Origin of the sequence: Chromobacterium violaceum ATCC 12472 (assembly GCF_000007705.1) — a bacterium.
Lineage (GTDB): Bacteria > Pseudomonadota > Gammaproteobacteria > Burkholderiales > Chromobacteriaceae > Chromobacterium > Chromobacterium violaceum.
In genome coordinates, this window is the sequence record NC_005085.1 from 1,293,901 (window position 1) to 1,320,061 (window position 26,161).

Consider the following 26,161-nt stretch of genomic DNA (forward strand, 5'->3'; position numbering starts at 1 on the left):
CAACGCGGGCGCGTGGATTGAAACTCCCGCCTCTCCGTTGGTGAGCGGAGCCTGCCGGGGTCGCGCCCAACGCGGGCGCGTGGATTGAAACACCACCGGCGGCGCTGCGCCGTCGCTGCCGCCGGGTCGCGCCCAACGCGGGCGCGTGGATTGAAACCCTTCAACGCCGCCGCTTCTGTGTTGCGCCTCTGTCGCGCCCAACGCGGGCGCGTGGATTGAAACCGATGCATGCGCTATCACGGCGAGCTATATATCCCGTCGCGCCCAACGCGGGCGCGTGGATTGAAACAATGATTTCGCCAGCGATGAAGAGCGCGGCGAGATCGTCGCGCCCAACGCGGGCGCGTGGATTGAAACAATGATTTCGCCAGCGATGAAGAGCGCGGCGAGATCGTCGCGCCCAACGCGGGCGCGTGGATTGAAACATCGTCTCACTCCTTGATGCTGCTCGGCACCGTACGTCGCGCCCAACGCGGGCGCGTGGATTGAAACTCGACACGCCGGCGTCGGGCTTGGATGCCATGGCGTCGCGCCCAACGCGGGCGCGTGGATTGAAACTGACGCCCCCAGCTCATCACCGATGCGCAGCAAGTCGCGCCCAACGCGGGCGCGTGGATTGAAACGGACAGCTTGGTGATGCCCTGGACGCGGTTGCGCGTCGCGCCCAACACGGGCGCGTGGATTGAAACATGAACGCTACGGCCTGGGCTTCCACCTTGGCCGCGTCGCGCCCAACGCGGGCGCGTGGATTGAAACATCGTCGAATTTGTGCCGCGCGCTAAAACCGGTGGTCGCGCCCAACGCGGGCGCGTGGATTGAAACTGCGTGTACAACATGCAGGACGTAGAAGCGGAGAGTCGCGCCCAACGCGGGCGCGTGGATTGAAACGCCGCGGCGGCACCGATCACCGCCATCTGGTCGAGTCGCGCCCAACGCGGGCGCGTGGATTGAAACAACCAGGCTTCCAGATACTGCGCGCCCAAAATGCCGTCGCGCCCAACGCGGGCGCGTGGATTGAAACCCATCAAGGGCTTTTACTGCTTCAATAGAGGGAGTCGCGCCCCACGCGGGTGCGTGGATTGAAACATCTGCATGCATAGACCGAGCAATAGTTTTGAGGTCGTGCGCCATGCGGGCGAGTGGATTGAAACAGTTGGAGGGAGGGAGCAGTCGCGCCTAGCTGTGGTCGCGCCCATGTGGGCGCGTGGACTGAAACAACATGGCGGCGTTGATTAGCATGCGGATCTGGGCCTATCACGATGTGGATTAGCTGATGACCTGCATCCATGCTGGCCGAGAGCGTGACGGTGTTTTGCTGACTGAAATGGGGACTTATACAAGTGCTGTGATGGTGTTTCCATAGACTATTTTCAGAGCCGCTATTGGGGGCGCATTGTTTTTAACCTGTACTTTGGTGTAGGTTATTCAGCTTTCCGGCTAGGTTGCCTTGTAGGTGGTCTGGTATTTTCATAACATTCTTAATCTTCTTTTTAGTTCAATGACATACCCTCGCTGGAGGGTATTTATATTTGGATTCCTGATGGATCTGAACGCATTGCTAGCCAGTTTTGCCTCCGCTTTTAGTCAAGAACAACGGTTGATCTCGCTGGAGTTTGGCGGTGGTCATATCGCATCTGAACAACTGCTGCCGCTGAGCCTGGATGGTGAAGAAGGCATCTCTCGATCTTACCGTTATACGCTGACTTGCCTGTCACCGGATGGCAATATCGAGCTCAAAACTCTGTTGGGCCAGCCCGCTCGTATCGGTATCCAGGACGCAGATGGAGACGAAACCATCCGTTGCGGCGTAGTCAGTCAGGCCAAGCTGGCGGGATCGGATGGGGGCTTTGCGAAGTATGAGCTGACCATCGAGCCACCTTTTGCACTGCTGCGCCATCGCAGAACTTCCCGCGTATTCCAGGATTTGTCGGTTCCAGACATCGTCAAGCAAATCATCGGAGAGCATCAAGCCGCCAATCCAGCCTTCGCCCGTGTGCAGACGCTGGGGATCCAGGTCAAACCCGCCCAGCCCCGCAGCTACACGCTGCAATATCGCGAGAGCGATTTCGATTTCATCGTCAGGCTGATCCACGAGGAAGGTTACGCCTGGCGCTTCCTCCATTTGGATGATGACGGACCGCAAGTGGAATTGGCCATCTTTGACGATGCCCACAGCCTGCCGGGCTCCAAACTGGAACGGGTGCGCTTCCACCGCAGCGATGCCAGCGAAGAAGAGGATGGTCTTACCGGCTGGGAAGCCGCGCGCCAGATTGTGCCGGGCGGCACTGCGCTGGCCAGCTACGACTACAAATCGGTCTACGCCCTGCAGAGCGGCGACCAAAGCCGTATCGACCAAGGACAAGCCGGCCAGTCTTTGCAAAGCAGCCTGAGGCACTACGACGCGCCAGGCCTGTATTACGCCGGTGATGAGGAGCAACTGGGCCAATACGCCGCGCTACGGCAGCAGGCCAATGACCTTCAAGCGAAGTCTTTCAGCGGCACGGGCTCGGTGCGTGGCCTATTGCCGGGCGAATGGTTCCGTCTGGACGAACATCCTGCTCACGATAGCGATGCACCCGCAAGCCGCGAATTTGTCGTCACCGGACAAAGCTTCCAGGCGCGCAACAACCTGCCGACCGACTTGGCGCAGCATATCGGCGCGGAGCAGGATGCGGCCCCGTTCACGACCTCGATCCAGGCCCAGCGCCGCGGCATCCCGCTGACCCCGGCCTATGCCGGCACCGCGCACGCCAAGCCCACTAGCCAGGGAGCCCAAACCGCCACCGTGGTGGGGCCGGCCGGCGAAGAAGTGCATACCGATGAGCAAGGCCGCGTCAAAGTGCAATTCCATTGGCAGCGCCAAGAGGAGCATCCCACCATCGGCGCAGGCATGGACGACAAGTCCTCCTGCTGGCTGCGCGTGGCCATGCCCTCCGCTGGCGCGGCATGGGGTCACCAGTTCATCCCGCGCATCGGCCAGGAAGTGCTGGTTAACTTCATCGAGGGCGATATCGACCGCCCTTTGATTACTGGCGTGCTGTACAACGGCAGCCATCCGCCACCGGACTTCAGCGGCGCCGGCGCGCTCCCAGCCAACAAGACGCTATCCGGCATCAAGTCCAAGGAGCATCAAGGCGGTGCTTACAACGAACTGTTGTTCGATGACACCCCTGGTGAGGTGCGTGCCAAGCTATCCAGTGAACTAGGCAAGACTCAGCTCAACCAGGGCTTCCTGACCCACCCCAGAAGCAACGGCAAGGCACAGCCGCGCGGCGAAGGCTTCGAACTGCGCACTGACCAGCACGGTGCCATCCGCGCCGCACACGGCCTGTTGCTGTCCACTGAGGCGCAGAATGGCGCATCCGGCAAACAGCTGGCGCGCGAGCATGCGCAAAGCCAGCTGCAGTCGGCCGTCGCGCTGAGCCAGGCGCTGGCCGAGACCGCCACTGGCCAGCTCGCCGATACCATGGAAACCGGGCCGGACGGCATCGGAGAGGACAATGCCAAGGCCGGCAAGAAGGCCAAGGGCCACATGCAGCATCAATTGGATGCCCTGGCGGCGTGGGAGGCCGGCAGCAACACCGACAAGGATGGCAAGACCGCGAAAGGCCAAGCCGGCCAACAGCCGCAATTGGTGCTATCTGGCCCGGCAGGCATCGCCAGCGTGACGGAACAGAGCCAAACGCTGGCGGCGGGTGCCAACTTGAATCTGGTGGTCCAGCGCGACGCCAATCACACCACGGGGCGGCGCTGGGTCCACAATGTCGGCAAGCACATCAGTTTGTTCGTGGCGGGTATCAAGGACAATACGGCGATGAAGCTGATTGCCGCCAAGGGCAAAGTGCAGATTCTGGCGCAAAGCGATGCGATGGAGTGGACGGCGGACAAGGATGTCACCATCACTTCCTGCAAGGACAGCATCACCATCGCGGCCAAGGAGGAAATCCTGCTCAATGTGGGCGGCGGTGCCTACATCCGTCTCGCGGGCGGTAATATCGAGGTGCATTGCCCTGGCACCGTCAGTGTGAAAGGCGCTCAACATAACCTGAGCGGACCCGACAAGATGACCGTGGCGCATCCGGCCTTCCCGAAAAACATCCCAAAGCAGAACATTGGCTTGAAAGTGAATCACAGCTTTGTCGAGGGCGACCATGCCGTCCCCGGCATGCCCTTCAAGCTGTATGCCGACGGTGCGATGATCAAGCAGGGGGTATTGGATGAGACCGGGCACCTCCCGGTCGAGCATAATGTGCTGACCCAGAAATACACGCTGGAGCTGGCCAATGGCATCAAGCGCCATTTCAACATGGTGCCGTCGTATGCCAAGCCGCCGCATGACGAATTGGCCAATGGCGGCATCAACCATGGCGAACAATCCGACAAGCTGGATCAGTATCAAGACTTTTTCGGCGGCAAGGGAGAACAGGCATGAGTCAGCCTTTGGCCAAGCATAAACCGCGTCAGCACAATGTTGATCCATCCCAGCATCAGACCACCCGCACTTCCACGCCCTGGTTCTTGGCCGATGACCATCCTGTCGGCTACAAGCCCGAGTTTCATGAGGTGAATGCCACCTTCGAGCCACTGATTAATGGCGAGCGCGCCTTTGGTGCCATATACGATGCGATTCTGGCCGCCAAGCACAGTGTGGACATCGTCTGCTGGGGCTTTCAGCCCTCGATGTATTTCAAGCGCGGCGCAGGCGCGCCGCCGATCCAGTACTATTTGCAGCAACCCCAGTTGCCGCCGCTGACCGCAGATAACATCGACAAAATCGCCGATGACATGGCGGGGAAGCTGCCATTCACCCGGCGCAAGCTGCATCCCAAAGACAAGATCATGCCCATAGGCGAGCTGCTGGAAATGAAGTCGCTGGAGGGCGTCAAGGTCCGGATCCTGACCTGGAATGACCCGATTTCTCAGATCCCTGAGGTGATGAACCCCGGTTATAACGTGAAGCGCGGCGATAACGAGAACTTCCTGCAGGAGTGCTACGATATCGGCTGGCATCAGGACATTCGCGCGAATAAAAACATCCAGTTCCGCACGCGGCATTTCGACGACATCGACAAGAACGCCTACATCTTGCCGAATCTGGTACGCAATGGCGCATCAACAATGCATGCGGCCGCCACGTCCAAATTCCCCAGTCATCACCAAAAAACCGTGCTGATCGATTATGAGCATCCGGAGAGCGCCTTGGGCTTTGTCATGGGGCACAACATGCTGGATGCCTACTGGGACCGGGACGACCACCACTACGTGCAACAGGAGCCGCATCTGGGCCGCAACGGCGCGACCGCCCGGCATGACATTTCCAGTCGGCTGACCGGCCCGGTGCTGGTGCACGTCAACCATAATTTCGTGGCGGGCTGGGACAAGGCGACCGGCGAGAATCTGACTGGTAAGCGTGCGCACCTGGAGTTGAAGCATTTCACGCCCAGGCCCAACCTGGGCTCACGGGCCATGGCGCAGATTGCCCGCACGCAAAGCCAGACCCGGCCCAAGGGCAAGGTGAAGGACGAGCTCACGGTGCAGGATATCAAGCACCTGTACCTGAATGCCGTCAATCATGCCTGCCAGTACATCTATATCGAAAACCAGTATTTCCGCTGGGTGAACTTTGCCGAAGCCACCAAGCAGGCGGTCAAGAACCAGTTGGCCTTTGGCCGCGATCCCGGCCAGCATGGCCCCGTGTACTTGATGGTCGTGACCAATGACAATGCGGAAGGCATGGGCCTGGGGGTCAAGAACACCTACAAGATGCTGGATGCCCTGGGCAAGCGCAGTCAGATGCCGACGCTGGCGCGCAGCAGCATCAATGAACAGGTCAAGCAGGCGGAGCGGGAAGTGCAGATCGGGGAAAACCAGAACGCCAAGCGTACCAGCAAGCCGTTGAGCGATCTGCCGGAACGGCGCAAGAAACTGGCCGCGTTGAAGCAGGAGCAGGCCGAGGCCAACCAGGGTAAGTTCGTCGACGGCGATATTCCCGGCCTGAAGACCCATGTCTGCTCGCTGGTTTCCATGACTGGCTACCAGCAGGGGCAGCCCTGGCAATATGTCTATATCCACGCCAAGTTGATGATGATAGACGACACCTTCATGACTCTAGGTTCGGCCAACATCAATCTGCGCAGCATGGTGTGCGACAGCGAGATCAATGTCTGCCACTGCCAGCCGGATATCACCCGCGCGGCGCGGCAGCACCTGTGGAATATGCATACCGTGGGCCAGGGCAATACGGCGGATGCCAGCAAGCCACAACCGCTTGCTGATGTTTATGACCGATGGGAGCGAATTATGAAAGCTAATCAAAAGAATCGGCAAAGCAAGCGAGCGCCGATTGCTCCGCTGGTCAAATTCAGCAACGACACCAGTAGCACCAAGGACTTGGACTAAACAATGCGTCTTGCCTGGCTTGTCTTACCTTTGCTGTTGGCTGCTTGCGGCCACAAGGACACCCCGATGGAACACCAACCCGACCTCAAAGCCGTGCAGGCCAAGCTGGCCTTCAGCTGCGTGCATGAAGCCGATCATTTGCCCAAGTTGAACCCGGAAGCGGACAAACTGTTCCAATACGCTCGTTGGCTGCAGCTGCAATACAAGCCGGAGCTGTTGCCCGAGGCCGGACGGCTGTACCGCATCGCTGCCGCCCACGGCCACTACAAGGCCAACAACAACTTGCAACGGATGGTGGGCAAGGGCGAGGTGGCCTCTCCCGATGCCGTCAATGAAGTGCTGGATCTGAACGAACAACTGGTGGCGGACAATATCCCCAATGGCTATTACCTGACCGGCCACTACCTGCAAATCGGCTATGGCTATGATCAGGACAACGAGAAGGCGCTGATGTATTTCCGCAAGGCGGCGGACCTGGGCAGTGCGGATGCCCAAGCCTATGTGGGTGGTCTGCTGAACACACCCGAACTGGCGCCCGAGATCGGGCGGCAGATGCTGCGTTGCGCCGCAGAACAAGGCCACGCCGAAGCGGCTGATAACTTGGGGGTGGATTTGCAAGGTGACAAGCATTACCCAGATGCTCTGTATGCTTACCAACTGGCGGTCAAGGCTGGGCATTCTGCTAGCGCACTGGGACTGCAGGAAGCCTTTGATGCAGAAAAAGGCAAGAGTCAGTTGTATAACTTGGCCCTCAAACCCGACCCCGAACGCGTGAAACGCTACGAAGCAATCTGGACCTTGTTGAAACGCTACGATGGCCGCAACCCTAAGGTGCCCGACATCGACAAGATCGTGCCGCTGCCGCCGGCCAAATTGCCGCCATGGGATGGCACGTTCGAGTGGGAAAAAGAATGGAAGGCCAATGCCGCCCCGGCCAAGCCCGACGAAAAGCTGGTGGTGAAACTGGCCAAGGCCAAGAACCTGGACCCGGCCACCGGACTGCCCAAGGTCGAATTGCCCAAGCCGCAGACGCCGCCCAAGATCAAGCTGGGCTACGTGGCGCAGAGCCATGCGGTCTGCCCGCAGAGCGGATCATGGTGCGCGGAGCTGTCGGCTCACGGCATGGCCAGCAGCGTGAGTCGGAATTTCATCGCGGGGGAGCGCTTCCCCGCCATCCCGGTGTCGCAACGGCTGAGCTGGCTGGATCGCCTACGCGGCAAGCCTGATCAATTGGAGGCTGCGGTAACGTGGACACTGCAAAGCTACGAGAAAGAAGCGCAGGGCTGATCGTCATCGCGCCGATCACAGCCCGTGAAGAATGAATAGCCAAGCAGGGTCAGCCAGACTGGATGTCCCGCTTCCAGAGGATGCATGATCATCACCGTTGCGTGTTCTTCTGACATGCCAGCCTGCCTGCGGGGTAGGCTGGCATTTTATTTCCCGTATGAAACAAGAGAAGCTACCATCCCCGTCTAATGACTGGCCCATAACAGTCAACGATGCAATTGGCGCCTGGTTTCACGCCGCGTCCTCAACCGCCGAAGACAAGCTGGCGGTGGTGCGTAACGTGGCTTTGGCTTGGGGTGGTGAGTGCTTGTCAGACATCTATCGCCATAGTCGCATCCCGCTGCTGTTTCGCTGCGCTGATGGCCATATCTTCACCCGTACCGCCAGCAAGCTGGTCAAAGGCTACTTTTGCTCGGTCTGCAATGGGCGAAGGGCAAAAAAATTACAGCAGTGGCAAGGCTGGGCGAGCCTGCAGGGTTGGACTTGCCTGTCTGAACATTACATCAGTAGTTGTACGCCTCTTCACTGGCGCTGTGAGCATGGCCATGAGTGGATGGCTACGCCCAGTGCGCTTCGGATAACGACTGGTTGTCCTCGTTGCCATGGGCGGCGACGGCGTCACTCCATCGCTTCCATGCAAGCGCTAGCCAAGGCCCGTGGTGGAGCCTGCCTGTCTTCTGAATATATCAATACTCACCACAAGCTGGCTTGGATCTGCCATCGTGGCCATCACTGGATGGCCACCCCTAACAGTGCGATACGAGGACATTGGTGCAAGCAATGCGACATCATTGAGCGGATTGGTAAGCGCTATAAAAAAAGGCTCAAATATGAGCCTGGTTAATCCTGCTTGGTCTCATTCCTTCGCAACAGAATGAGGCTTGCGATATAGGATTTTGCGATGGCAATGCACAATAATAAAAAAACAATAATCCCATTCGAGTGAAATTATTGTTTTTCTGCAGCAGAACTTATGAGTTAATTTGGCTATTTATCATTGCTTTTGGCAATAATGTCAGCATATGCATCAAATGCATGCTTGTAGTTTTTGGCGGCACTCACGTAATCTTTGCTATCAAATTGGTATTTTGCAGTTTCATAGTATTTTTCAGCCTCAATCCAATCCTCAGGGTAGGGGGGCTTGTATGGAATTCTATCTCGAGCAATGGCACGCATGCTTTGTGTAGCCATACGTTCATTGCGGGCCAGATCGACTGGGTCTCCTAGTTGAGGATACGGTTGGTTTACTGTTACATTACCCGAAACAGTTCCAATTTGAGTTGCCCCGCTACCTGTTGCTGTTTGAGCCAACTTGGTAGCAGGGGATGTCGGCCAGAAATATAGAATTAAACCTATAATGGATGCAATTGATCCCCAAATTCCAAGCTTTCTTTCCAGAGATAAGCTATTGTACGATTTAAATATCGACATCTGCATTTCCTCAAAGAAAGTACTGGCATGAGTTACGTGAAGTTAGATCGTGATTTCTTCCAGTGTCTTGCCTTGGTCCAGCAGTTCTTGCACCCATAGAGGCTTACGACCGCGTCCAGTCTGTGAAACATCTCGCTGTCTATCCAACAGTGAGTATTAATTTCATGTTCATGGTAACATTATCACACCTTAGCGGCCATCCGGCAGTGAATCTCTTCAGCATTCTCTACGCTGAGTCCTCATATTTCTGAGCTATCTACCCGGCAGTGAATGACCATTGCCTTCTATTTAATCCTTTGCGTTATTCTGCCAGACCATTTACTTTCGTGAGTAAAGTAGTGACATTGTTCATGTTTAATTGGGCAGCATGAAAATGTTAAAACATATTCGTCAAATCTTACACACTGAAAATATAAATAATATTTTTGAGCTGATTTGTAGGATTTTCATGTAAGTGAAAGGATTTGATGGTGTGGTTTTATACTAACAGTTATGCGGCCAATTTATAGGATGAAGCTGGAGTTATAAAAGGGCAGAGCACTGGCTGTTTTTTGAATGTAGATTTATTATAACCTTTGCTAGTTTAGGAGTAAGACATGAAAGCCATTAGTTTTTTTGTTTTGACTGCTATTGCTGCACCTGCCTTTTCAGGGGAAGGTTCCTATAAGCCACTGACAAGATATTCGTTTGCTCCTCTCATCACAAGTCAATCTTTTACAAATTCTGGTGATGCAGCTGCATGGTGCACTTCACAGAAAGACCAATGGGGAAATAACTACTGGTGGACTCCACCATCAACCTGCAATAGAAATGCAGGCTGGGGGAGTGCAGATCTAGTTGGCTGGCCTTATTGCCCATCACCTTCATATCTTTATATCGACAATTTGTGCCATTATCATTATCCAACCCCTCAGCCTGCCAATAGCGGGAAACCACAGGGCAAGAATAGCTGCGACACCAGTACATTCGCAGCAGACCCCATTAATTACACGACAGGCAATACGTTTCTCGAAGTTTCTGATTGGCAGAATAACCATCTATCCTTTACTCGAAGATATAATTCGTTGGGTGGTACGATATCAGGTTTAGGGCCTAACTGGTTGCATGAGTACGACAAGTCGATCACTGTTAGTGCTGATGGTAAAATCGCTAATGTTTTACGATCAGATGGTGCTTTGTTAACCTTCAATAGTGGAGCGCAAGGCTGGGCTGGATCTTCTAATATTACGGATACGTTGATATCAAAAAAGAATGAACTCGGTCAAATTACTGGGTGGATATATCAACTGTCGTCGGATGGTTCTTCTGAGACATATAGTGCTACTGGTAAGCTCCTTCAGGTACAACACGCTAACGGCCAGGTGATTAATCTTTCTTATGACTCTGTAGGGCTTAATCTGATCAATATTGCTGACTCTTGGGGGAATGCAATTAAGCTGGCGTATGATTCAAACAATCATATTGCAAGCATGACTGATCCTGCAGGCAATGTTATAAAATATGCTTACGATGACAATAATAATCTTGCATTGGTAACCTATGCAGATGGTAAGTCAGTGCAATACCTTTATCAACATGCGCTTTATGCCAATTTGCTTACTGGCATAGTGGATGAGAATGGCACGAATTATGTCAGTTGGGCGTACGACGATGTTGGTCGAGCAACTAGTAATGCATTAGCAGGAGGCGTTGCGAGCTATACGCTGACATATTCCTCTTCTACCAATACCTCAGTCAAAGATCCATTAAATGCTACACGGTCCTATAACTTTGTAACGGTGAATGGTCGAAATCTGCCTACGGGAACGAATCAGCCGAGTGGGTCAGGTTGCGCTTCATCTAACACCTCTGTTTCATATGACAATCAAGCAAATATTATTTCCAAAATTGATTTTAATGGAAATAAAACTATTTACCAGTACGATTTAGCTCGTAATCTAGAGACGCAACGAGTGGAGGCATATGGTACTCCTCAAGCTCGAACGATTTCCACGCAGTGGCATCCATCGTTGGCTCTGCCTCTCAAGATTGCAAGTCCTCAAAAGTTGGAACTTTATACTTACGATAATGGGGGTAATCTACTCACTTATGTGGTGCAGCCTACGAGTGATTCAGATGGCAGTAGTGGATTGAACGTACTAGGAGTGGGGTCTGGGAGAACTTGGGCATATAGTTACAACAATTATGGCCAGATCTTGACGATGACAGACCCAATTGGATCCAAGAGTCAGTACGAGTATGATAATAAAGGTAATTTGTCTCAAATCACAAATGCGATGGGGCAAATCACTACGTTGGATCAATATGATGCCAATGGTAGGGTTGGTCGAGTTATTAGCCCAGCTGGGGTTGCGATTAGTTACAGCTATGATTTACGTGGGCGATTGGTAGAAATGGACTTTTATGCCGCGAGCAATCAAAGCGACACGCAGTCGAAGACGCTGTATCGGTATGATGGCGTGGGGAATCTGACGCAAATAACCCTGGCAGATAGCTCAGTTTTATCTTATCAGTACGATCCAGCTCACCGTTTAACCGGCGTTACTGATACGCAAGGTAATAAAATCAGTTACACCCTTGATAATGCAGGCAATCGTACTCAGGTTAAAGTTACGGATCCATCGGGTAATTTAGCTCGTCAACAAAATAGAGCTTATGATCAACTGGGGCGCTTGCAGCAAATTATTGGGATGTCTGGGCAGAGCTATACCTACCAATACGATGCCAATGGTAATCTGACCCAAATTAGTGATGCGCTTAATCGAGTAACAACGAATCAGTATGACCCCCTTAATCGGTTGATTAAAAAGATTGATCCATTGGGTGGGGTAAGTCAATACGGTTACGACTTGCTAGATCAATTAACCAGTGTCACCGACCCGAGGAAGCTGACTACAAAATACACACTGGATGGCTTGGGAAATCGGACGGAAGTCAATAGTCCAGATAGTGGCAATAGTAGCTATGTTTACGACGCAGCAGGTCGTATGATTCAAATGACGGATGCGCGAAAGGTAACTGCCACTTACCAATATGATGCGCTGAACCGACTGACTACGATCACGTATCCAGATCAGACTATTAGTTATGCTTGGGACAACAAATTACCAGGTTATCTCAGCCAAATTTCGGATGAGAGTGGTACGATCGTTTATGACTACGATGCGAAGGGAAGTGTTAAACAGTTGACGCAAACAATCCCCGCATCTGGAGGGATTACATATCCTGGGTTAAATGTGCAATACAGCTATAACAGTGCTGGCCAAGCATTGCAGCAGTTACTGCCATCAGGGCAAAAATTGAGTTACAAGTATCAAAATGGTGTGGTCACAGAGATTGATCTGGGTGATAAGCCATTAGTAAGCAATATCGCCTATTTCCCGTTAGGAGGTGTGCGCAGTTATCAGTATAACGGTTCACAAGTGTTTGTTCGTACACAGGACAGCGATGGCCGAGTCAGTTCGATCACAAGCCCTGTCATGAATAAGGTACAGAGTTACGATACCGTGGATAGGCTGACTCAGGTGTCGGATGCCCTGAGCCCGTCCAGGACACAAAGCTACAGCTATGACAAGCTGGACCATCTGCAGGTACACACGTTAGGAGCTTCATCTTGGTCGTATCAGTACGATATAAATGGAAATCGGACGCAAACCACAACCAATGGCAACACCGTTGCGTTACAGATGGAGGGGAGTAGTAACCGCTTACAGCAGGTCGGGAGTCAGCAATACAGCTATCTAGCCGATGGCAGCCAAAGCAATGATGGCAGCCGGAGCGATACGTATAACGGCGCAGGACGGTTAAGTAAGACCGTACACGGTGATGCAACAACCTATCTCTACAGTGCCAGTGGACAGCGCATGGTGAAAAACAGCACGCGCTACATATACGACCAGTGGGGGCATCTGCTGGGTGAGTACAGTCTGATGGGACAGCCACAAATGGAGTATGTGTGGTTGGGAGATGAGGTTGTATCGGTGCTGAAATACTGAGGAGATAGCAATGCATAAACTTATCAAGCGGTGGCTGGTTCTGGGGGTGTTATTGAGTGCAGGACTACTGCTTAATGCAAACGTAGTAGCTGCTCCAGCGCCGACAATTTACTATGTCCAGAATGACCAGCTTGGAACGCCGCGAGAAGTGGTGGATAGCAACAATGTAGAAGTCTGGCGATGGGAGGGAGATGCATACGGTAATGAACGGCCAAATCAGGACCCATCGAATACGGGCAACGCATTTGTCTTTAATCTGAGGTATCCTGGACAGTACTATGATACTGAGACTGGGAGGATGTACAACGGCTGGCGGGATTATGATCCTGCTGTGGGACGTTATGTACAGAGTGATCCGTTCGGGTTGTTGGGCGGTCAGTGGTCTACGTACGGATATGTAAATGGCAATCCGACTAACGCTATTGACCCATCAGGTATGGAGACAGTATTACCTGGTCCTATACCATTACCGATTCCTTTTCCTACCTTACCGGGAAGGAGTGGTAATGAAGATGATTATGGTCTTAATCCCCCATCGTTATCTCAGCAAATTAATAGTTGGCTAAATAATAATATTTATAATAAGCCACCTAAAGATGCTACTGATCCTAATGGAGCAAAGGCTCCTGGAAAGCCAGGGCGTACGGAAGGATTTTGCGAACCTAAGAAGGGAGCACCAACTTGGGGGCGTGCACCGAATGGTCGAGGTTCTGGCTGGATAGATGCTGATGGAAATGTCTGGGTTCCTACGGGACCGAGTTCTGGCTCAACTGGTGATGCGCATGGAGGGCCACACTGGGATGTTCAAAAACCTGGAGGCGGGTATGATAATGTATACCCCGGTGGAAGGCGGCGCTAAATATAAGGAGGTTTAGATGAAGATGGAGATTCAGTTAACATCGTTCTATTCGCATGGTGATGAGCGTCGATTCTTCCAAGGCTTGGATGATATTGATTGTATCGAGAATGTAAAAGGTATTGGGCGAGGGTTAGCGTTTGATATCAATTTGAATCGCTTCAGCAAGGAGAAAGTATTTGAATTTATCGCCCTCCTTTGGCGTTACCAAATTGACTTAACCCCAATTAGACTCTTAGCTGAAAGAAGAAAAAAATTTGCTTGGCTACGTGAAAATCAGTACTACTGGCATGAATGTATGTATCCGCCAAATAGTAAGCATGATAGCGAAAATGCAAATATAACAAGCTCGATAGACTAAGTTTAATACTCCTTTATTGCAGTATCTATGCAATGCCCTCAATAATTGAGGGCATTTTATTTACTGCTATGATTTAGAGAAACTTGAGAGGGAAGGTGTATGGAGGGAGACATTTCAGCAATTCTAGATAAAGAGAGCGTCTTGCTCTTGATCATTCCGAGCCGATTTGGCATCGCGGAAATTTGATGAGTAGAGATATTGTGCAGTGGGAAATTTTTCCTAATGGAAATATTACACCGAAGTAAGTTAATAAATTGGCAAGTAATTTTAATTTATCTTTCACCTTTATTTTGAAGAGAAAATTATGGGAAAAGTGATGCCTTTGCTAAGCATATGCTCTAGTGAAACTGGTGATTCAGTCCATATGCATGCAAATTTACAAGGGTTGATTATTTTGCAAGATGCAATTATAAATTTGCAACGCAAGCTACTTGCAGATCAGAGTGATCATGAACATTTTAGATCAGCAGATTGGGCAGGTTATGAATTGACCACCTCGATGTTGGAGTCTGAATACAACTCAAACTGTAAACAAGTTCATCATTTGGAATTGTTTGCATGGACTGATGAATGGAGAGAAAAGCACAAATTGTAATTTATAAAAGTGATAAATAAACTAGGCTACTCAGCGAGTTTATGAGTGTGTTGGAAAAACGTTCTCTTGACTGAGGACGTTTTTCTTAACAAGCATCGAAGTTTTATGAAAAATTTTATTCTAGATTTTCTTTTAGAGTAGTTGTCGGAATTAACCAATCATCATTCTTGTTTTGAATTTTCGAAAAGCCAAATTTTTTAGCGAAACTTACAATTTCCTCTGTAAGTGCTGCTTCAATTCCTATGCTGGCATAGTGATATTTCTCAGAAAGTATAGTTAGCGCCCCTAACAAAGATGTGCCATTGCCAGTTCTAGTTTTGTCAAACTCAATTCTTGCTATTACATGAGTGTTGTTCCAGCGAATGGGCTTAAATCAGAGGTAAAGATCAAATGCTTTTCTTGTGGCTGATATAGTTGGTCCTATTCCTAAATGACTAGGCTTTTTCTTGTAGCCATGGCGGTTCATTAGGTATATGTCTAAATCTTCTTTGAAACTTACCAGTCATGCGGAGTGCATAATTAACCTGGCTGAAGAGTATATAATCAAGAATTTACTATTACAGTAGCATGGCTTCGTATCCAGTGGCTTAATCAGGTGTTGAGTTGGTAAGCCATTGGATACGAAAGACTATCTGCGAGTGAATATTAAATGGCTAGCTCTTCCAAGGTCTTGCCTTGGTCTAGCAGTGCTTGCAGCCACAGCGGTTTACGGCCGCGTCCAGACCACGTTTGTGAAGCATCAGCAGGGTGGCGGTATTTCGCCTCTACTGGCTTCTTAACCTTGCTCTCAGCCTGTGTGAACAGGTCATCCAAAGACAGACCATGAGCTTTAGCCAGCTCAAGGATCTTGCTCTTCGCTTCTGCCTTTTCAGCCTTCTCACGTTGATTGATCTCTGCTTGGATCTGTACGAGCAAATCTTGCAGTTCGGTTAAGCTTAGCGATTGATAATCCATCATTAACTCCTTAGGGTAATGATGCTATTAAATCGAAGCGTGCTGAGCAAGTCAAGTAGTAAGGCGTGTCTTGTTTAGCTGAAATTGTTGCTATATCCACTGGTGCGGAAGTTTCTGGCTGATAATCCGATGGCAGCACCATCTTGATACACTGCATCTCGAATTAAATGATCCTCTTTGATCAAGTAAAAAATTACGGCATCGTTTAGATTAGCTAGCTCTTCATAATCGGTTAGGTGAATCTTGCCAATGCCAAGGTGCATATATTTGGCTTTGTTGCGATTGCAGTTGTGGTAAGTACCTTTCCCTTTGGTGATGCTATTCACCCAGTACTTTCCGATTTTATCAGCGTAGTAAATATCAGATCGAACAGCATCTGCATCGTATAGAAATAAACAGTGGCAGTGATAATTGCACTTATTGGTAAATTCGATCTTCCAGACCCATCCAATACAGTGTTGGAATATTTTATTATGCCGTCTGTTGTTCCATAGTCTATTTTTGTATTCGTTGAACTCCATGGAGCTGCAGCTCAACTGATGCTCTTCTCTCATGCTTAGGTCTACACGGATTGCTAGCACACGTTTATAGCCATGCTGTTTCAGATTTGCTATCAGTGGATGCAGGTTAATGATAGGCTCAGTAGTGGATTGGTGTTGGTTCATCATAGCAATAACTCGGGTGATGTAATTTTGGATAGGGGAATGGTTGGTTGAATAAGCCAATAGTACCTGCGGTACGGTATAGGCTCAGTCCTGCACTGAGATTTGGTTTGATGGGTTGATTTGGCCTGCTGCTACTGCCTAAGCAATGAGTGGCATGGCTGATCGATTAATGGCGAAGATGGATTTTAATCTGGTGATAGAACTAGATTAACCTCATGTGTTAAGTAACTGCTCTGTGACTTCTAATAAATCTAATTCATTACTATTGCTAGTATTGAATGCATTAACTACTACTGGCATTTAAATGCAATAATAAATATATACCGGTTTCTATTGGGGGTGGAAATAGCTCGGAAACTAGGGGTATTCGGGGTAAAATACCTCCATTCCATGTGGATTTGTTAATGTTTTCCTGCTTATTAAATGTGCAGAGATATTTTGGCTAAAAGGTTATGAAATTTACCGTTAAGTGATTAATTTTGCCGATTAAAAGCGGCAGGATGTGAACTCCTCTTCCGAATCTGGTGAAGTTGGAGTTAGTAAATGATTTATTAGGGTAGTGGTCAAGGGCTGTCTGTGCTTGGTCAACACGAATCCCCTTAATGGGCATTCGATCAAATGTGGTTTTTTGGGGAATAGTCTGAATGGATGTGGTGGCAACAAGAACATGGGAAGGAGTTCTGTGATGGGGCTTGGCGAATGTGCCCATGCGCTCTTTGCTGCACTTTGCACTTTTGAGCTGTATTTGATGGTGCAAGACTCGCCTTGTGACTGGAGGTTCTAGCTAGAAATGGACGATGGTCGTGTGAGGTACGGCTAGGAGGGGGGGTATGTTTGTGGAGATTTTAGTTGATTAGATCTATTTTTTTATAAGACACAGAACGTTTTTTGCTGATGTTGTTTTGGATATGAAATTAGCACCCTTTAACTATATGTTTTCGCATATGTAATTAGTGAAATAAAATAAATGGCCAGCTTCAGCTGGCCATGTTGTGGTTGTTCGTTTTGATAGTCAGACTATCGTGGGTAAATACTGTTTCTAGAGTGGATTGAATTTAGCGTCCATAAGGATCTGAAATATCGGCTTCAAGTTGAAAGGAATTAAATTCTTGATAAGGTAGTACATCTACGACCCATGTTTTTTGTATATCGAAATATTGAAATTGCCCCATCGTAAGCAAGTTTGTCCAATGCTTTGTTTATCCTTTCCTTATCTCGAATTGGGCTATATTTTCTGATGTCATTCTTTTTAATGTATCGATACCTTTTGCGTTGAATCCAATTCAATATAGTATCGGAATCGCTTTTCATACGATGAAAAGTGTCTTCTTGAAAAAGGCGGATATACTCATTGGCATACCAGCTGCAAACTTGTGAGGCACAATTTGCTGTGCTTAAACTAATTTGAGTTGAGCCTGTTTCGAAATATTCAAACACGCCAGCAAGTCTGGCGAAGTGCCGATTCATTTTTGCTGCATAATCTTTAATGCCGGCTAGTTTTCCTCCCGCTTGACTGTGAAGCTTTATTAGGGCAAGGTATTCGTTGGCATGGTGTTGAGCTTCATGGTTAAATGTGATTGTTATGCTTCCATTATTTCTCGTGCCTTGATTTGATACTGATTGATCCAATAATTCATTGATTCGGTAATGGAAGTTATTTAATCCATCTGGGTTGTGATTGTAGCCGTCAATAGTATAATTCTCTTCATTATTGTCAGGGCGGCAGACTAATAGCCTAGCGAAGAATCCAAGATCCCGTGCCTCATTTCCACTGCGTGTCCAGTATCTATCGAAGGGGGAGGGCTGTATGGCTAAATTTAACATCACTCTCGGGTCTTGCACGTATATCTGTTTTGTATTGCTACGGCGGTCAATGGATAACGGGCCAGCTTCCCATCTCTGATTTAGCTGTGCCAAGCTTTGAGACATTGCTCCATTGAAGAAGATGGAGGCCTCATCACTGGTTAAGGTGGCGCATGGCCAGTTTTCGAATAGTCCACTGAAGAAAGCCTGTGGTGTTGCATCTGAATAGGTGAGCTTGACCAAGCGTGGTGGTCGTGGCTCATTGAGAATATGCACATCGAGTCGCTTTTGACTTGCTGTCTTGTCCACTTCGTTGCGTACATCCCTTTGAAGCTGGGAGACAAGGGCATCTTTTATTGCTTTCCAGCTTCCGTACTCAGCTTTGTATTGCCTGAGTTGCATCTCATGCTGATGCTGTTTCTCCGCTTCGAACTGAATGATTGGTAGCCGGAGCTTTTCCATCGTTGGTGTCTTCCCTGTACCGCTCTCGGCGATGACCAATGTCCAGTTGGATAACAGGCTGCGTTGGCCATCCGGCAACTGCAGTACGGCATTGCCGTGTACCGCTTCTGATGCGACGGAAATGGCAAACGTAGCCACCATGGAAAGTGGGGACTGAATCTGCTGATGCACGTCTAATACCGCACGTTGCAGGGTACGTGGCAAAGCGTGAACGGGGAATGGGCTCTGTTGGCGGAAAGGCTTCATTGCTGTGCTCCCGGAATCAGTTGTTCGATATGGTCCAATGGCCAGCGCAGCTTGCCGTTGGGTAACTTGATTGGTCGGATTCCGAGAGCGTGTCCCTTGCGTGAGTATGACTTGCGGATGCTCTGGGGTTTCAAGCCAACAGCTTCGGCGAACTCGTCGGTAGAAAGGGTAGGACGGACTGTGTATTTGCTTTTAGTTGGGTAAGTCATGATTATCCCCTTGTTGATGGTATATGCTGCATCCAGCTCGTGAAGGGCATGGAGGCTGGGAGAGCTTGAGCTCGGTGCGACACCTGGGTTTCGCACATGCACCGGGAGCTGTGATGCTCTGTAGTGCATGGCGACGAATGATGGTGGTGCGAGGGGATTTGAGCAGCCCCAGCATTTATTTCAAAACAGGTGGGGTTGACAGTTGTGTCTGATTGTGCTGAGAAAGTTGTTCCCTCGGGCGAGGATTTTTGGGTTAAGAATGAAATTAAAACATTCTTGGAATATGAGATTTGTATCAGGAACGAAAGAAAATTAAACTCAGAATACGTTGATAGGCTATTGGGAATAATAAGTGAAATTGACCAGCTGGAAGAGCAGTGGGGCTACGAGAAAGATATATGCAATACTTCAGAAGTGATAATTTCCAAAATCCAATTTGGAATGAAATGGAGCGAGGCATTTGAAAGCATAGCGCCAGATGCGAAATTTCGTGTTGAGGCGACGTCCCCCCACTTTCAGTAGCAGAGAGCTTTAGAGTCCGGGCTTAATTGACCTGATTTCTCTGCAAGTGATTCGGCATAGGCAGCTGGCGTCAAACCACCCAGTGCTTTCTTGGGCCTTTCGTTGTTGTATTCCCTACGCCAGGCTTCGATGACGACCTGGGCATGGCGCAGGCTGGTGAACCAGTGTTCGTTCAGGCACTCATCCCGGAAGCGCCCGTTAAATGATTCGATGTAAGCGTTCTGATTCGGCTTGCCTGGCTCGATCAGAAAGAGCTGCACCCCACGAGCGTGTGCCCAGGTCAACATCGCTCGGCTGCAGAATTCCTTGCCGTTATCGGTCCGGATGGCTTTGGGCAAGCCACGTGTCTGCGCCAGCTGGTCGAGGACGCGGGTCAGATGCAGACCTCCCATCGCACGTTCCGGAACAATGGCGACTGCCTCATGCGTGGCATCATCGACTACCGTCAGATTTTTGATGACCCGCCCCTCTGCCGTTCGGTCGAACACAAAGTCCATCGACCAGACCTGATTGGCGGCCAAAGGACGGGCCAGTGGGTGACGGTCGGCCACAGGGATTTTCTTGCGCTTGCGCCGGCGAATTTGCAGACCGGCCTCAGCATAGAGCCGATCCACCCGCTTGTGATTGACCACCATGCCGCTCTGCCGCAGTTTCAAATAGATCATGCCGGCGCCGTAGCGTCGGTGCCGTTGCGCAAGCGCGATGATCTTCGCTTTCAAGACGGCATTGCGATCGGTGGCGGGCTGATAGCGGAATGAACTGGGACTCATGCCGGCCAGGCGCAGCGATTTGCGCTCGCTGAGCCCTTTGCCCACCAGATGGCGCACCAGCTCCCGCCGTGACGGTGCGCTCACCACTTTTTTCTCAGGGCTTCTTTGGCAATCTCGTTCTCGAGCATGGTCTCGGCCAAGAGTTTTTTCAGGCGCGCATTCTCTGTCTCCAGCTCCTTGAGACGCTTGGCCTCCGAGACATTCATTCCGCCGAATTTGTTGCGCCAGAGGTAATAGCTGGCTTCCGAGAAGGCGTGCTTGCGGCACAGTTCGGCAATGGGCATTCCCGCGTCGGCTTCGCGCAGGAAGCCGATGATCTGTTCTTCGGTGAATCGTTTCTTCATATCCAATCTCCGTGTGTGGTTGATTGGACTCTAAAGTCACGTGCTACTCAATACCGGGGGGACGTCGCCTGGAAAGGCATCCATGCAGGTTCCTGCCTGTCAACGAGATGATTTCAACTTTTCTTTTTTTAAAACAATATGTTGCCTTCTCTGTCAATCTCTAACCCTGCCGATTCATCCTATGGTTTCCCGGACTCATAACCCGAAGGTCGTAGGTTCGAATCCTGCCCCCGCAACCAACAGTCAAAAAACCGAGGCCTAGCCTCGGTTTTTTGCTTTCCACGTCTCATCGCCCTGCAAAGTCCTTCAAGGCCTCGCCGCTGAAACGGTAATAGATCTTGTCTTCCACGATGCCGGCGCCGATTCGGCGATAGAACGCCACCGCATCCGCATTGCCCCGTTCCGCAGTCCAATCCAGCCGCTGGCAGCCGTGCTTCAACGCATGGCACGCGAGCGCTTTCATCAAGGCCTTGCCGGCGCCGCTGCCGCGCGCTTCCGGATGGGTGAACAAGTCTTTCATGAACAGTTGGCCGCCGTAGTCCGGCGCCGGATACAGCAGCGAGAACGTGGCGAGTCCGATGGTGACGCCTTCGCGTTCCGCCAGCATGATTTGCACGCCGCAGTGAGGCTGGAACAGCTTGTCCGCCGCGTAGCGAGCGGAGGCCTGGCGGCAGGCCCGCCCGGGGCCGAAGTAGTGCAGGTCAATCTGATAGAGCAGTTCGGCCAGCGCGGCGGTGTCGGCCGGCGTGGCAAGACGGGTGGTGATCATGCCTTTGTCCTGTCGGGAAAAGGCACGATCTTAAAGGCGGGGGACCGTTCCGGCCAGCCTATTCCCGGTCGCGGCGGAACACCCAGGTCAATTCGTCCGAGGCCGAGGCATCGAAGGCGTAGCCTTCGCTGTCGAAACCTCGCAGCTGGTCAGGGTCGGCGACGCCGCGCTCCGCCGCCCAGCGCGCCATCAGTCCGCGCGCGCGCTTGGCGTAGAAGCTGATGATCTTGTACTGGCCGTTCTTCCTGTCCTGGAACACCGGCGTGACGATGGCGGCATTGAGCGCCTTGCGCTTCACGGATTTGAAGTACTCGTCCGATGCCAGGTTCACCAGCGTGCGCTGGCCCAGCGCCTCCAGTTGCTCGTTGAGCTTGGCGGTGACGGTTTCGCCCCAGAATTCGTAGAGGTTCTTGCCGCGGCCATTCGCCAGCCGGGTGCCCATTTCCAGCCGGTAGGCCTGCATCAGGTCCAACGGGCGCAGCACGCCGTAGAGTCCGGACAGGATGCGCAGCCGCTCTTGCAGATAGCCGATGGCCGGGCGGCCCAGCGTGGAGGCGTCCAGGCCTTCGTAGACATCGCCCATGAAGGCATATACCGCCTGCTTGGCATTGTTCTGGGTGAACGGCCGCTGCCAGTCGGCGTAGCGGCCGACGTTGAGATTGGCCAGCGCGTCGCTGATGTCCATCAGCTTGGCGATGTCCAGCGGGCTTTTCTGGCGCAGAACGTCTATCAGTTCGGCGCTGTGGTCCAGCAGGTCGGGCTGGCTGTATTGATCGACGGCGGGAGGCGTTTGGTAATCCAGCGTCTTGGCCGGCGAGATGACCATCAACATGCGGCGATTCCTTTTCTTGAACTGGCGCTATTGTACCCGCGCGCGGCGGCTCGCGTCCGTCGCGAAGGAATGGGTAGAATGAAACCAGTATCGCGAAGAGGAATGCAGGCATGCGGGTGTTGGTGCAGAGAGTGAGCCAGGCGGCGGTGACGGTGGATGGACAAACCAGCGGAGAGATCGGCGCGGGCGCGCTGCTGCTGGTGGGGATCGAGGAGTCGGACGGCCCGGACGACATCGGCTGGCTGGTGCGCAAGATCAGCCAGCTGCGCATCTTCAACGACGAGGCCGGGGTGATGAACCGCAGCCTGATCGATTGCGGCGGCGAGGCGCTGGCGGTCAGCCAGTTCACGCTGCACGCCAGCGTGAAGAAGGGCAACCGCCCATCGTATTCGCGCGCCGCGCGCGGCGAAATCTCGAGGCCTTTGTTCGACCGCTTCGTCGCGGAGCTGTCCGCCGCGCTGGGCAAGACCGTCCCAACCGGGGTGTTCGGCGCGGACATGCGGGTCAGCCTGGTCAATGACGGGCCGGTCACCATCTGGCTGGACAGCCGGAATCCGGAGTAGGGCGATGGGCGGGAGGTGGCAGCATCCGTGGCGGGTTCTGGTGGTGCCCTATTATTTGAACCGCTACGCGCGCCAGGTGCACGTGCTGAGAGTGGCGTTGGCTTTCCTGTTCGGGTTGGCGCTGGTGCTGGCCAGCGGCATTCCCCATGGCGGCTGGATGCTGGTGACGATATTGATCGTGCTGGGCGGCGTGCCGCACTGGGGCGGGGTGAGGCGCAAGGCGCTGGAACGGATGGGCGGCTCGCTGCTGGGCGCGCTGGCGGGGCTGGCGGCCATCCTGCTGCATGGCGTATCGCCCTATCTTTGCTACGCCTGGATGCTGCTGGTGGTGGCGCTAAGCAGTTGGCACGCCCAAGGGCGCGGCGGTTATCTGGCCTTGCTTACCGGCATCACGCTGGTGATCGTGGGCGGCCTGGGAGACGAGCCGATCAACGAGGCTTTGTGGCGCAGCTGCAATGTATTGATCGGCTCGCTGATCGGCATGGTCGCCGCCGCCACCCTGCCGCTGCGGGCGTTGGACAGCTGGCGCTTCCTGCTGGCGGACAATCTGCGCGAGGCGGCGCTGCTGTATAGCCGCATCGCGCGGCGCTTGCCGGTGGAGGGCGATGCGGCGCTGGACCAGTTCAACAGCCGCCTGGTCCGGCTGCGAGGACTGTTGCCCGCGGTGACGCAGGAGTCGGCGCTGACGCATCGCCAGCTGGATCAGGTGCAGCGCTGCCAGCGCAGCATCTGGACCCTGCTCGACCGGATGGACGAGGTGTCCGCGTCCACGCCTGCATTGGCGGAGGATCGCTCGCCGCGGCGCGCCATCGTCCGCACGCTGCTGCGCGCGGCCCATGCGCTGCGTTTCAACCAGCCGCAGCTGCTGGCCGATTCCTTGCCGGCCGCCGACAATCCGGCGCGGATGCGCGAGCCCACGCATTGCCACTGGCTGGTGGCGGAGTTGTCGTTGACGGTGGAGGAGCTGCGCGGCCAGTTGCAGGACATCCTGCCGCAACTGATCGCCGCGCCGCCGCCGGCGCGCAGCCTGGTGCGGCGGATGCGCGGCGCGCCGAGGAAAACCTGATCATCCAATCAGAAACGGCCCGGAGTTCCGGGCCGTTTTCATGCGGGAGTCTGCGCTTACAGGCCGACGATCTTGACCTTTTGGCCTGGTTGCAGGTGGCTGGGGTGCCGGCTGCCGTTGATGCGCTGGATATCGTTGTGGGTGACGCCGAAACGGCGGGCGATGCTGAACAGGGTGTCGCCGCGCTGGACCACGTATTCTTTGCTGCGGCGGGCGTGGCTGGCTGCCGGGCGGGTCTCGGATACCTTGACCAGCGCGGGATCGGCGCCATCGCCGCCGTTGCTGGCGACGAGGTTGTCGGCCGCGCCGTCGGCCTTCAGCTTCAGCTTCTGGCCCACCTGGACCAGATTGCCGTCCAGCTGGTTCAGCGTTCTCAGGTCGTCGATGCTGAGGTTGCTGCGGCGGGCGATGCTGTACAGCGTGTCGCCGCTGGCGACGGTGTAGCTGCCGAGATCGCGGGTGGCAAGGGATCTGGCGGCCGCATTGTCTTCGGCGCTGCTTGCCGAACTGGCCAGCAGCACGGCTTGCCTGGCGGCGAGGCCTGCGTCTGCGGCGGGCTGCGGCGCGACCTGGGGCTGCGCGGAGGCGACTATGGCGGCCGGAGAGGCGGTCGCGGCATTGTTTTGCGCCGGAGCGGTCGTCTGCGCGGTTGCGGCCAGCGCCAGCTGCGTCATGGCCGGCTGGGCCGCGGGCGCGGATATCGGCGCGGGTTCGGCTTGCGCGATCATCGTCGCGCCGGCGTTGGCCGGGGCGTCGCCTATCGGGGTGTCGACCGATTCGAAAGATTGTCCGTCGTTCAGCGGCTTGTTCATCGCCACCAGCACCGGCTGGCCGGCCTTCAGCGTGCCGCCGCTGATGCGGTTGGCCGCGAGCAGCTGGCCCGCGCTCATGCCGTGGTCGCCGGCGACGGCTCCGACGCTCTCGTCGCTCTTGGGCATGTAAACTTCCCAAGTCAGCAGCGGTTTGCTCCACTTGTCCAGATTGGCCTGAAACTTGTCGACCTTGGACGCCGGCAGCAGCATCTGGCGGCCGGCCTTGTAGGCGAATACCGGCAGATTGAACGCCGGATTCAATTCCTTGAATTCCGCCACCGAGATGCCAGCCAGCTTGGCGGCGATGTCGATGTTCATGTGCTTGCCGGTGGAGACGGCGACGAAGTAGGGCTTGTTGGGGAATTTGTCGAGGTGGACGCCGAACTTTTCCGGATTCAGCAGGATGTTGCGCACCGCCAGCAGCTTGGGCACGTAGTTGCGGGTCTCGTTCGGCAGGCGGATGTTTTCATAAGTGGGTTCGATGCCGCTGGCCTGGGCCTTGGCGATCGCGCGGGCCAGGTTGCCCTCGCCCCAGTTGTACGCGGCCAGCGCCAGGTTCCAGTCGCCGAACTGGGCGTACAGGTTCTGCAGATAATCCAGCGCGGCGCGGGTGGCGTCCGTGACGTCGCGGCGGCCGTCGTACCACCAGGTTTGCTCCAGCCCGTAATGGCGGCCGGTGGCCGGCATGAACTGCCACAGGCCGGCGGCGCCGACGCGGGAGTTGGCGGTGGGGACGAAGGCGCTTTCCACCATCGGCAACAGCGCGATCTCGGTCGGCATGCCGCGCCGCTCCACTTCGTTCATGATGTGGAACAGGTATTTGCGGCTGCGGTCCAGCGTGCGTTTGAAATATTCGGGCCGGCTGGCGTAAAAGCGCTCCTGGCGACGGACCGTGTCGGCGTTGACCTCGTCCAGCTGAAAGCCTTCGCGGGCGCGCTTCCAGACGTCGTCGCCGTTGCGCAGCAGGCTGGAGTTCAGCAGCATCATGTCGAGGCCGGCGGCCATCGCCTCGTCCACGCCGGAAGACGGCGCGGCGCCGGCCAGGACCGACGATGCGAACGGCAATGCGAGCGACACGGCAAGTGCCAATGGAGTGAAGCGTTTCATTCAGACGGGCCCGTAATTCTGATTCCGGCTGATGCTAAACATGCGCCAGGGGGGTGTCAATCGAAAAAGCCAAATCATTTCATGCGCTTTCATTGCTTATAGCTCATTTCACG

General features: G+C 53.4%; 20 protein-coding genes, 1 pseudogene and 1 CRISPR repeat array (1 of these 22 cut by a window edge). Of the genes and pseudogenes, 10 read left to right on the forward strand and 11 right to left on the reverse strand.

Translation table 11 applies throughout. From position 1 onward, the window contains the following. Window positions 1-1,151: direct repeats of the CRISPR family, unit length 32 nt; unit sequence GTCGCGCCCAACGCGGGCGCGTGGATTGAAAC (it extends 559 nt beyond the left edge of the window). A gap of 389 nt (window positions 1,152-1,540) precedes the next feature. The 4 genes from CV_RS06015 (at window position 1,541) to CV_RS23360 (ending at window position 8,530) form a co-directional block, all read left to right on the forward strand. Next, on the forward strand, window positions 1,541-4,432 hold the full coding sequence (locus CV_RS06015; RefSeq protein ID WP_011134788.1) for a type VI secretion system Vgr family protein: 2,892 nt from the start codon (window positions 1,541-1,543) through the stop codon (window positions 4,430-4,432). Then, window positions 4,429-6,399: a phospholipase D-like domain-containing protein gene (locus tag CV_RS06020; RefSeq protein WP_011134789.1), complete on the forward strand. Its 1,971-nt coding sequence runs from the start codon at window positions 4,429-4,431 to the stop codon at window positions 6,397-6,399. Before CV_RS06015 ends, CV_RS06020 begins: the two co-directional genes overlap by 4 nt. 3 nt (window positions 6,400-6,402) lie before the next feature. After that, window positions 6,403-7,686, forward strand: a complete 1,284-nt coding sequence (locus tag CV_RS06025) for an SEL1-like repeat protein (RefSeq protein ID WP_011134790.1) — start codon at window positions 6,403-6,405, stop codon at window positions 7,684-7,686. A 157-nt stretch (window positions 7,687-7,843) separates the two neighbouring features. Then, window positions 7,844-8,530, forward strand: coding sequence for a hypothetical protein (locus CV_RS23360; RefSeq protein ID WP_147296208.1), 687 nt, complete (start codon window positions 7,844-7,846; stop codon window positions 8,528-8,530). A gap of 143 nt (window positions 8,531-8,673) precedes the next feature. Here CV_RS23360 and CV_RS23365 read toward each other — a convergent pair whose 3' ends face one another. Both CV_RS23365 and CV_RS24375 read right to left on the reverse strand, forming a co-directional pair. Next, a complete protein-coding gene (locus tag CV_RS23365; RefSeq protein WP_011134792.1) occupies window positions 8,674-9,117 on the reverse strand; it encodes a hypothetical protein in 444 nt (147 codons plus the stop codon). Window positions 9,118-9,159: 42 nt separating this feature from the next. Then, window positions 9,160-9,264, reverse strand: a complete 105-nt coding sequence (locus tag CV_RS24375; RefSeq protein ID WP_407078883.1) for an H-NS family nucleoid-associated regulatory protein — start codon at window positions 9,262-9,264, stop codon at window positions 9,160-9,162. Window positions 9,265-9,713: 449 nt separating this feature from the next. Here CV_RS24375 and CV_RS23375 point away from each other — a divergent pair, with 449 nt between their 5' ends. The 4 genes from CV_RS23375 (at window position 9,714) to CV_RS22765 (ending at window position 14,924) form a co-directional block, all read left to right on the forward strand. After that, window positions 9,714-13,112, forward strand: coding sequence for a DUF6531 domain-containing protein (locus tag CV_RS23375; RefSeq protein ID WP_011134793.1), 3,399 nt, complete (start codon window positions 9,714-9,716; stop codon window positions 13,110-13,112). Between the two features lie 10 nt (window positions 13,113-13,122). Continuing rightward, entirely contained in the window at window positions 13,123-13,971 is an 849-nt protein-coding gene (locus CV_RS24035; protein ID WP_011134794.1) for a polymorphic toxin type 37 domain-containing protein, read from the forward strand. Between the two features lie 16 nt (window positions 13,972-13,987). Further along, window positions 13,988-14,329, forward strand: a complete 342-nt coding sequence (locus CV_RS23390; RefSeq protein ID WP_011134795.1) for a hypothetical protein — start codon at window positions 13,988-13,990, stop codon at window positions 14,327-14,329. 304 nt (window positions 14,330-14,633) lie between these two features. Next, window positions 14,634-14,924 (forward strand): Imm32 family immunity protein, encoded by a 291-nt coding sequence (locus CV_RS22765; RefSeq protein WP_011134796.1) that lies wholly within the window; start codon window positions 14,634-14,636, stop codon window positions 14,922-14,924. 645 nt (window positions 14,925-15,569) lie between these two features. Here CV_RS22765 and CV_RS22060 read toward each other — a convergent pair. From CV_RS22060 to yaaA, 8 genes and pseudogenes are all read right to left on the reverse strand, one after another. Next, the gene (locus tag CV_RS22060) at window positions 15,570-15,881 is read right to left on the reverse strand and encodes an H-NS family nucleoid-associated regulatory protein (RefSeq protein ID WP_227590072.1); all 312 of its coding nucleotides are present in this window, start codon (window positions 15,879-15,881) and stop codon (window positions 15,570-15,572) included. Between the two features lie 71 nt (window positions 15,882-15,952). Continuing rightward, complete coding sequence (locus CV_RS24380) at window positions 15,953-16,204, reverse strand: hypothetical protein (RefSeq protein ID WP_370448053.1); 252 nt, start codon at window positions 16,202-16,204, stop codon at window positions 15,953-15,955. Then, window positions 16,205-16,546 (reverse strand): annotated as a pseudogene (locus tag CV_RS24385) (inovirus-type Gp2 protein); the annotation flags it as partial. Between the two features lie 1,098 nt (window positions 16,547-17,644). Beyond that, a complete protein-coding gene (locus tag CV_RS22775) occupies window positions 17,645-19,054 on the reverse strand; it encodes a YfjI family protein (RefSeq protein WP_011134801.1) in 1,410 nt (469 codons plus the stop codon). Beyond that, window positions 19,051-19,263 carry a hypothetical protein gene (locus CV_RS22780; RefSeq protein WP_080508931.1) on the reverse strand — a complete coding sequence of 71 codons (213 nt, stop codon included), beginning with the start codon at window positions 19,261-19,263 and terminating at the stop codon, window positions 19,051-19,053. The genes CV_RS22775 and CV_RS22780 overlap by 4 nt, the downstream gene beginning before the upstream one ends. A 515-nt stretch (window positions 19,264-19,778) precedes the next feature. Then, a protein-coding gene (locus CV_RS06040) for an IS3 family transposase (RefSeq protein ID WP_115610257.1) occupies window positions 19,779-20,899 on the reverse strand; the annotation gives its coding sequence in 2 pieces (ribosomal slippage) (window positions 19,779-20,641 and window positions 20,641-20,899; 1,122 coding nt in all). Between the two features lie 286 nt (window positions 20,900-21,185). After that, window positions 21,186-21,668 carry a GNAT family N-acetyltransferase gene (locus CV_RS06050; protein ID WP_011134803.1) on the reverse strand — a complete coding sequence of 161 codons (483 nt, stop codon included), beginning with the start codon at window positions 21,666-21,668 and terminating at the stop codon, window positions 21,186-21,188. A 58-nt stretch (window positions 21,669-21,726) separates the two neighbouring features. Continuing rightward, a complete protein-coding gene (yaaA, locus tag CV_RS06055; RefSeq protein WP_011134804.1) occupies window positions 21,727-22,500 on the reverse strand; it encodes a peroxide stress protein YaaA in 774 nt (257 codons plus the stop codon). Between the two features lie 110 nt (window positions 22,501-22,610). Between yaaA and dtd the strand changes: the two genes are divergently transcribed. After that, window positions 22,611-23,063, forward strand: a complete 453-nt coding sequence (gene dtd / locus CV_RS06060; protein ID WP_011134805.1) for a D-aminoacyl-tRNA deacylase — start codon at window positions 22,611-22,613, stop codon at window positions 23,061-23,063. Window positions 23,064-23,067: 4 nt separating this feature from the next. Then, entirely contained in the window at window positions 23,068-24,129 is a 1,062-nt protein-coding gene (locus CV_RS06065) for an FUSC family protein (protein ID WP_011134806.1), read from the forward strand. Window positions 24,130-24,185: 56 nt separating this feature from the next. On the opposite strand, the gene CV_RS06070 is transcribed toward CV_RS06065, so the two are convergent. Further along, window positions 24,186-26,018 (reverse strand): lytic transglycosylase, encoded by a 1,833-nt coding sequence (locus CV_RS06070; protein WP_227590073.1) that lies wholly within the window; start codon window positions 26,016-26,018, stop codon window positions 24,186-24,188. Window positions 26,019-26,161: the final 143 nt, after the last annotated feature.

What these genes read in the sequence shown, in the direction of transcription:
- CV_RS06015 (WP_011134788.1), top strand. Translation starts at nt 1,541, where the DNA reads ATGGATCTGAACGCATTGCTAGCCAGTTTTGCCTCCGCTTTTAGTCAA.
- CV_RS06020 (WP_011134789.1), top strand. Translation starts at nt 4,429, where the DNA reads ATGAGTCAGCCTTTGGCCAAGCATAAACCGCGTCAGCACAATGTTGAT.
- CV_RS06025 (WP_011134790.1), top strand. Translation starts at nt 6,403, where the DNA reads ATGCGTCTTGCCTGGCTTGTCTTACCTTTGCTGTTGGCTGCTTGCGGC.
- CV_RS23360 (WP_147296208.1), top strand. Translation starts at nt 7,844, where the DNA reads ATGAAACAAGAGAAGCTACCATCCCCGTCTAATGACTGGCCCATAACA.
- CV_RS23365 (WP_011134792.1), bottom strand. Translation starts at nt 9,117, where the DNA reads ATGTCGATATTTAAATCGTACAATAGCTTATCTCTGGAAAGAAAGCTT.
- CV_RS23375 (WP_011134793.1), top strand. Translation starts at nt 9,714, where the DNA reads ATGAAAGCCATTAGTTTTTTTGTTTTGACTGCTATTGCTGCACCTGCC.
- CV_RS24035 (WP_011134794.1), top strand. Translation starts at nt 13,123, where the DNA reads ATGCATAAACTTATCAAGCGGTGGCTGGTTCTGGGGGTGTTATTGAGT.
- CV_RS23390 (WP_011134795.1), top strand. Translation starts at nt 13,988, where the DNA reads ATGAAGATGGAGATTCAGTTAACATCGTTCTATTCGCATGGTGATGAG.
- CV_RS22765 (WP_011134796.1), top strand. Translation starts at nt 14,634, where the DNA reads ATGGGAAAAGTGATGCCTTTGCTAAGCATATGCTCTAGTGAAACTGGT.
- CV_RS22060 (WP_227590072.1), bottom strand. Translation starts at nt 15,881, where the DNA reads ATGATGGATTATCAATCGCTAAGCTTAACCGAACTGCAAGATTTGCTC.
- CV_RS22775 (WP_011134801.1), bottom strand. Translation starts at nt 19,054, where the DNA reads ATGAAGCCTTTCCGCCAACAGAGCCCATTCCCCGTTCACGCTTTGCCA.
- CV_RS22780 (WP_080508931.1), bottom strand. Translation starts at nt 19,263, where the DNA reads ATGACTTACCCAACTAAAAGCAAATACACAGTCCGTCCTACCCTTTCT.
- CV_RS06050 (WP_011134803.1), bottom strand. Translation starts at nt 21,668, where the DNA reads ATGATCACCACCCGTCTTGCCACGCCGGCCGACACCGCCGCGCTGGCC.
- yaaA (WP_011134804.1), bottom strand. Translation starts at nt 22,500, where the DNA reads ATGTTGATGGTCATCTCGCCGGCCAAGACGCTGGATTACCAAACGCCT.
- dtd (WP_011134805.1), top strand. Translation starts at nt 22,611, where the DNA reads ATGCGGGTGTTGGTGCAGAGAGTGAGCCAGGCGGCGGTGACGGTGGAT.
- CV_RS06065 (WP_011134806.1), top strand. Translation starts at nt 23,068, where the DNA reads ATGGGCGGGAGGTGGCAGCATCCGTGGCGGGTTCTGGTGGTGCCCTAT.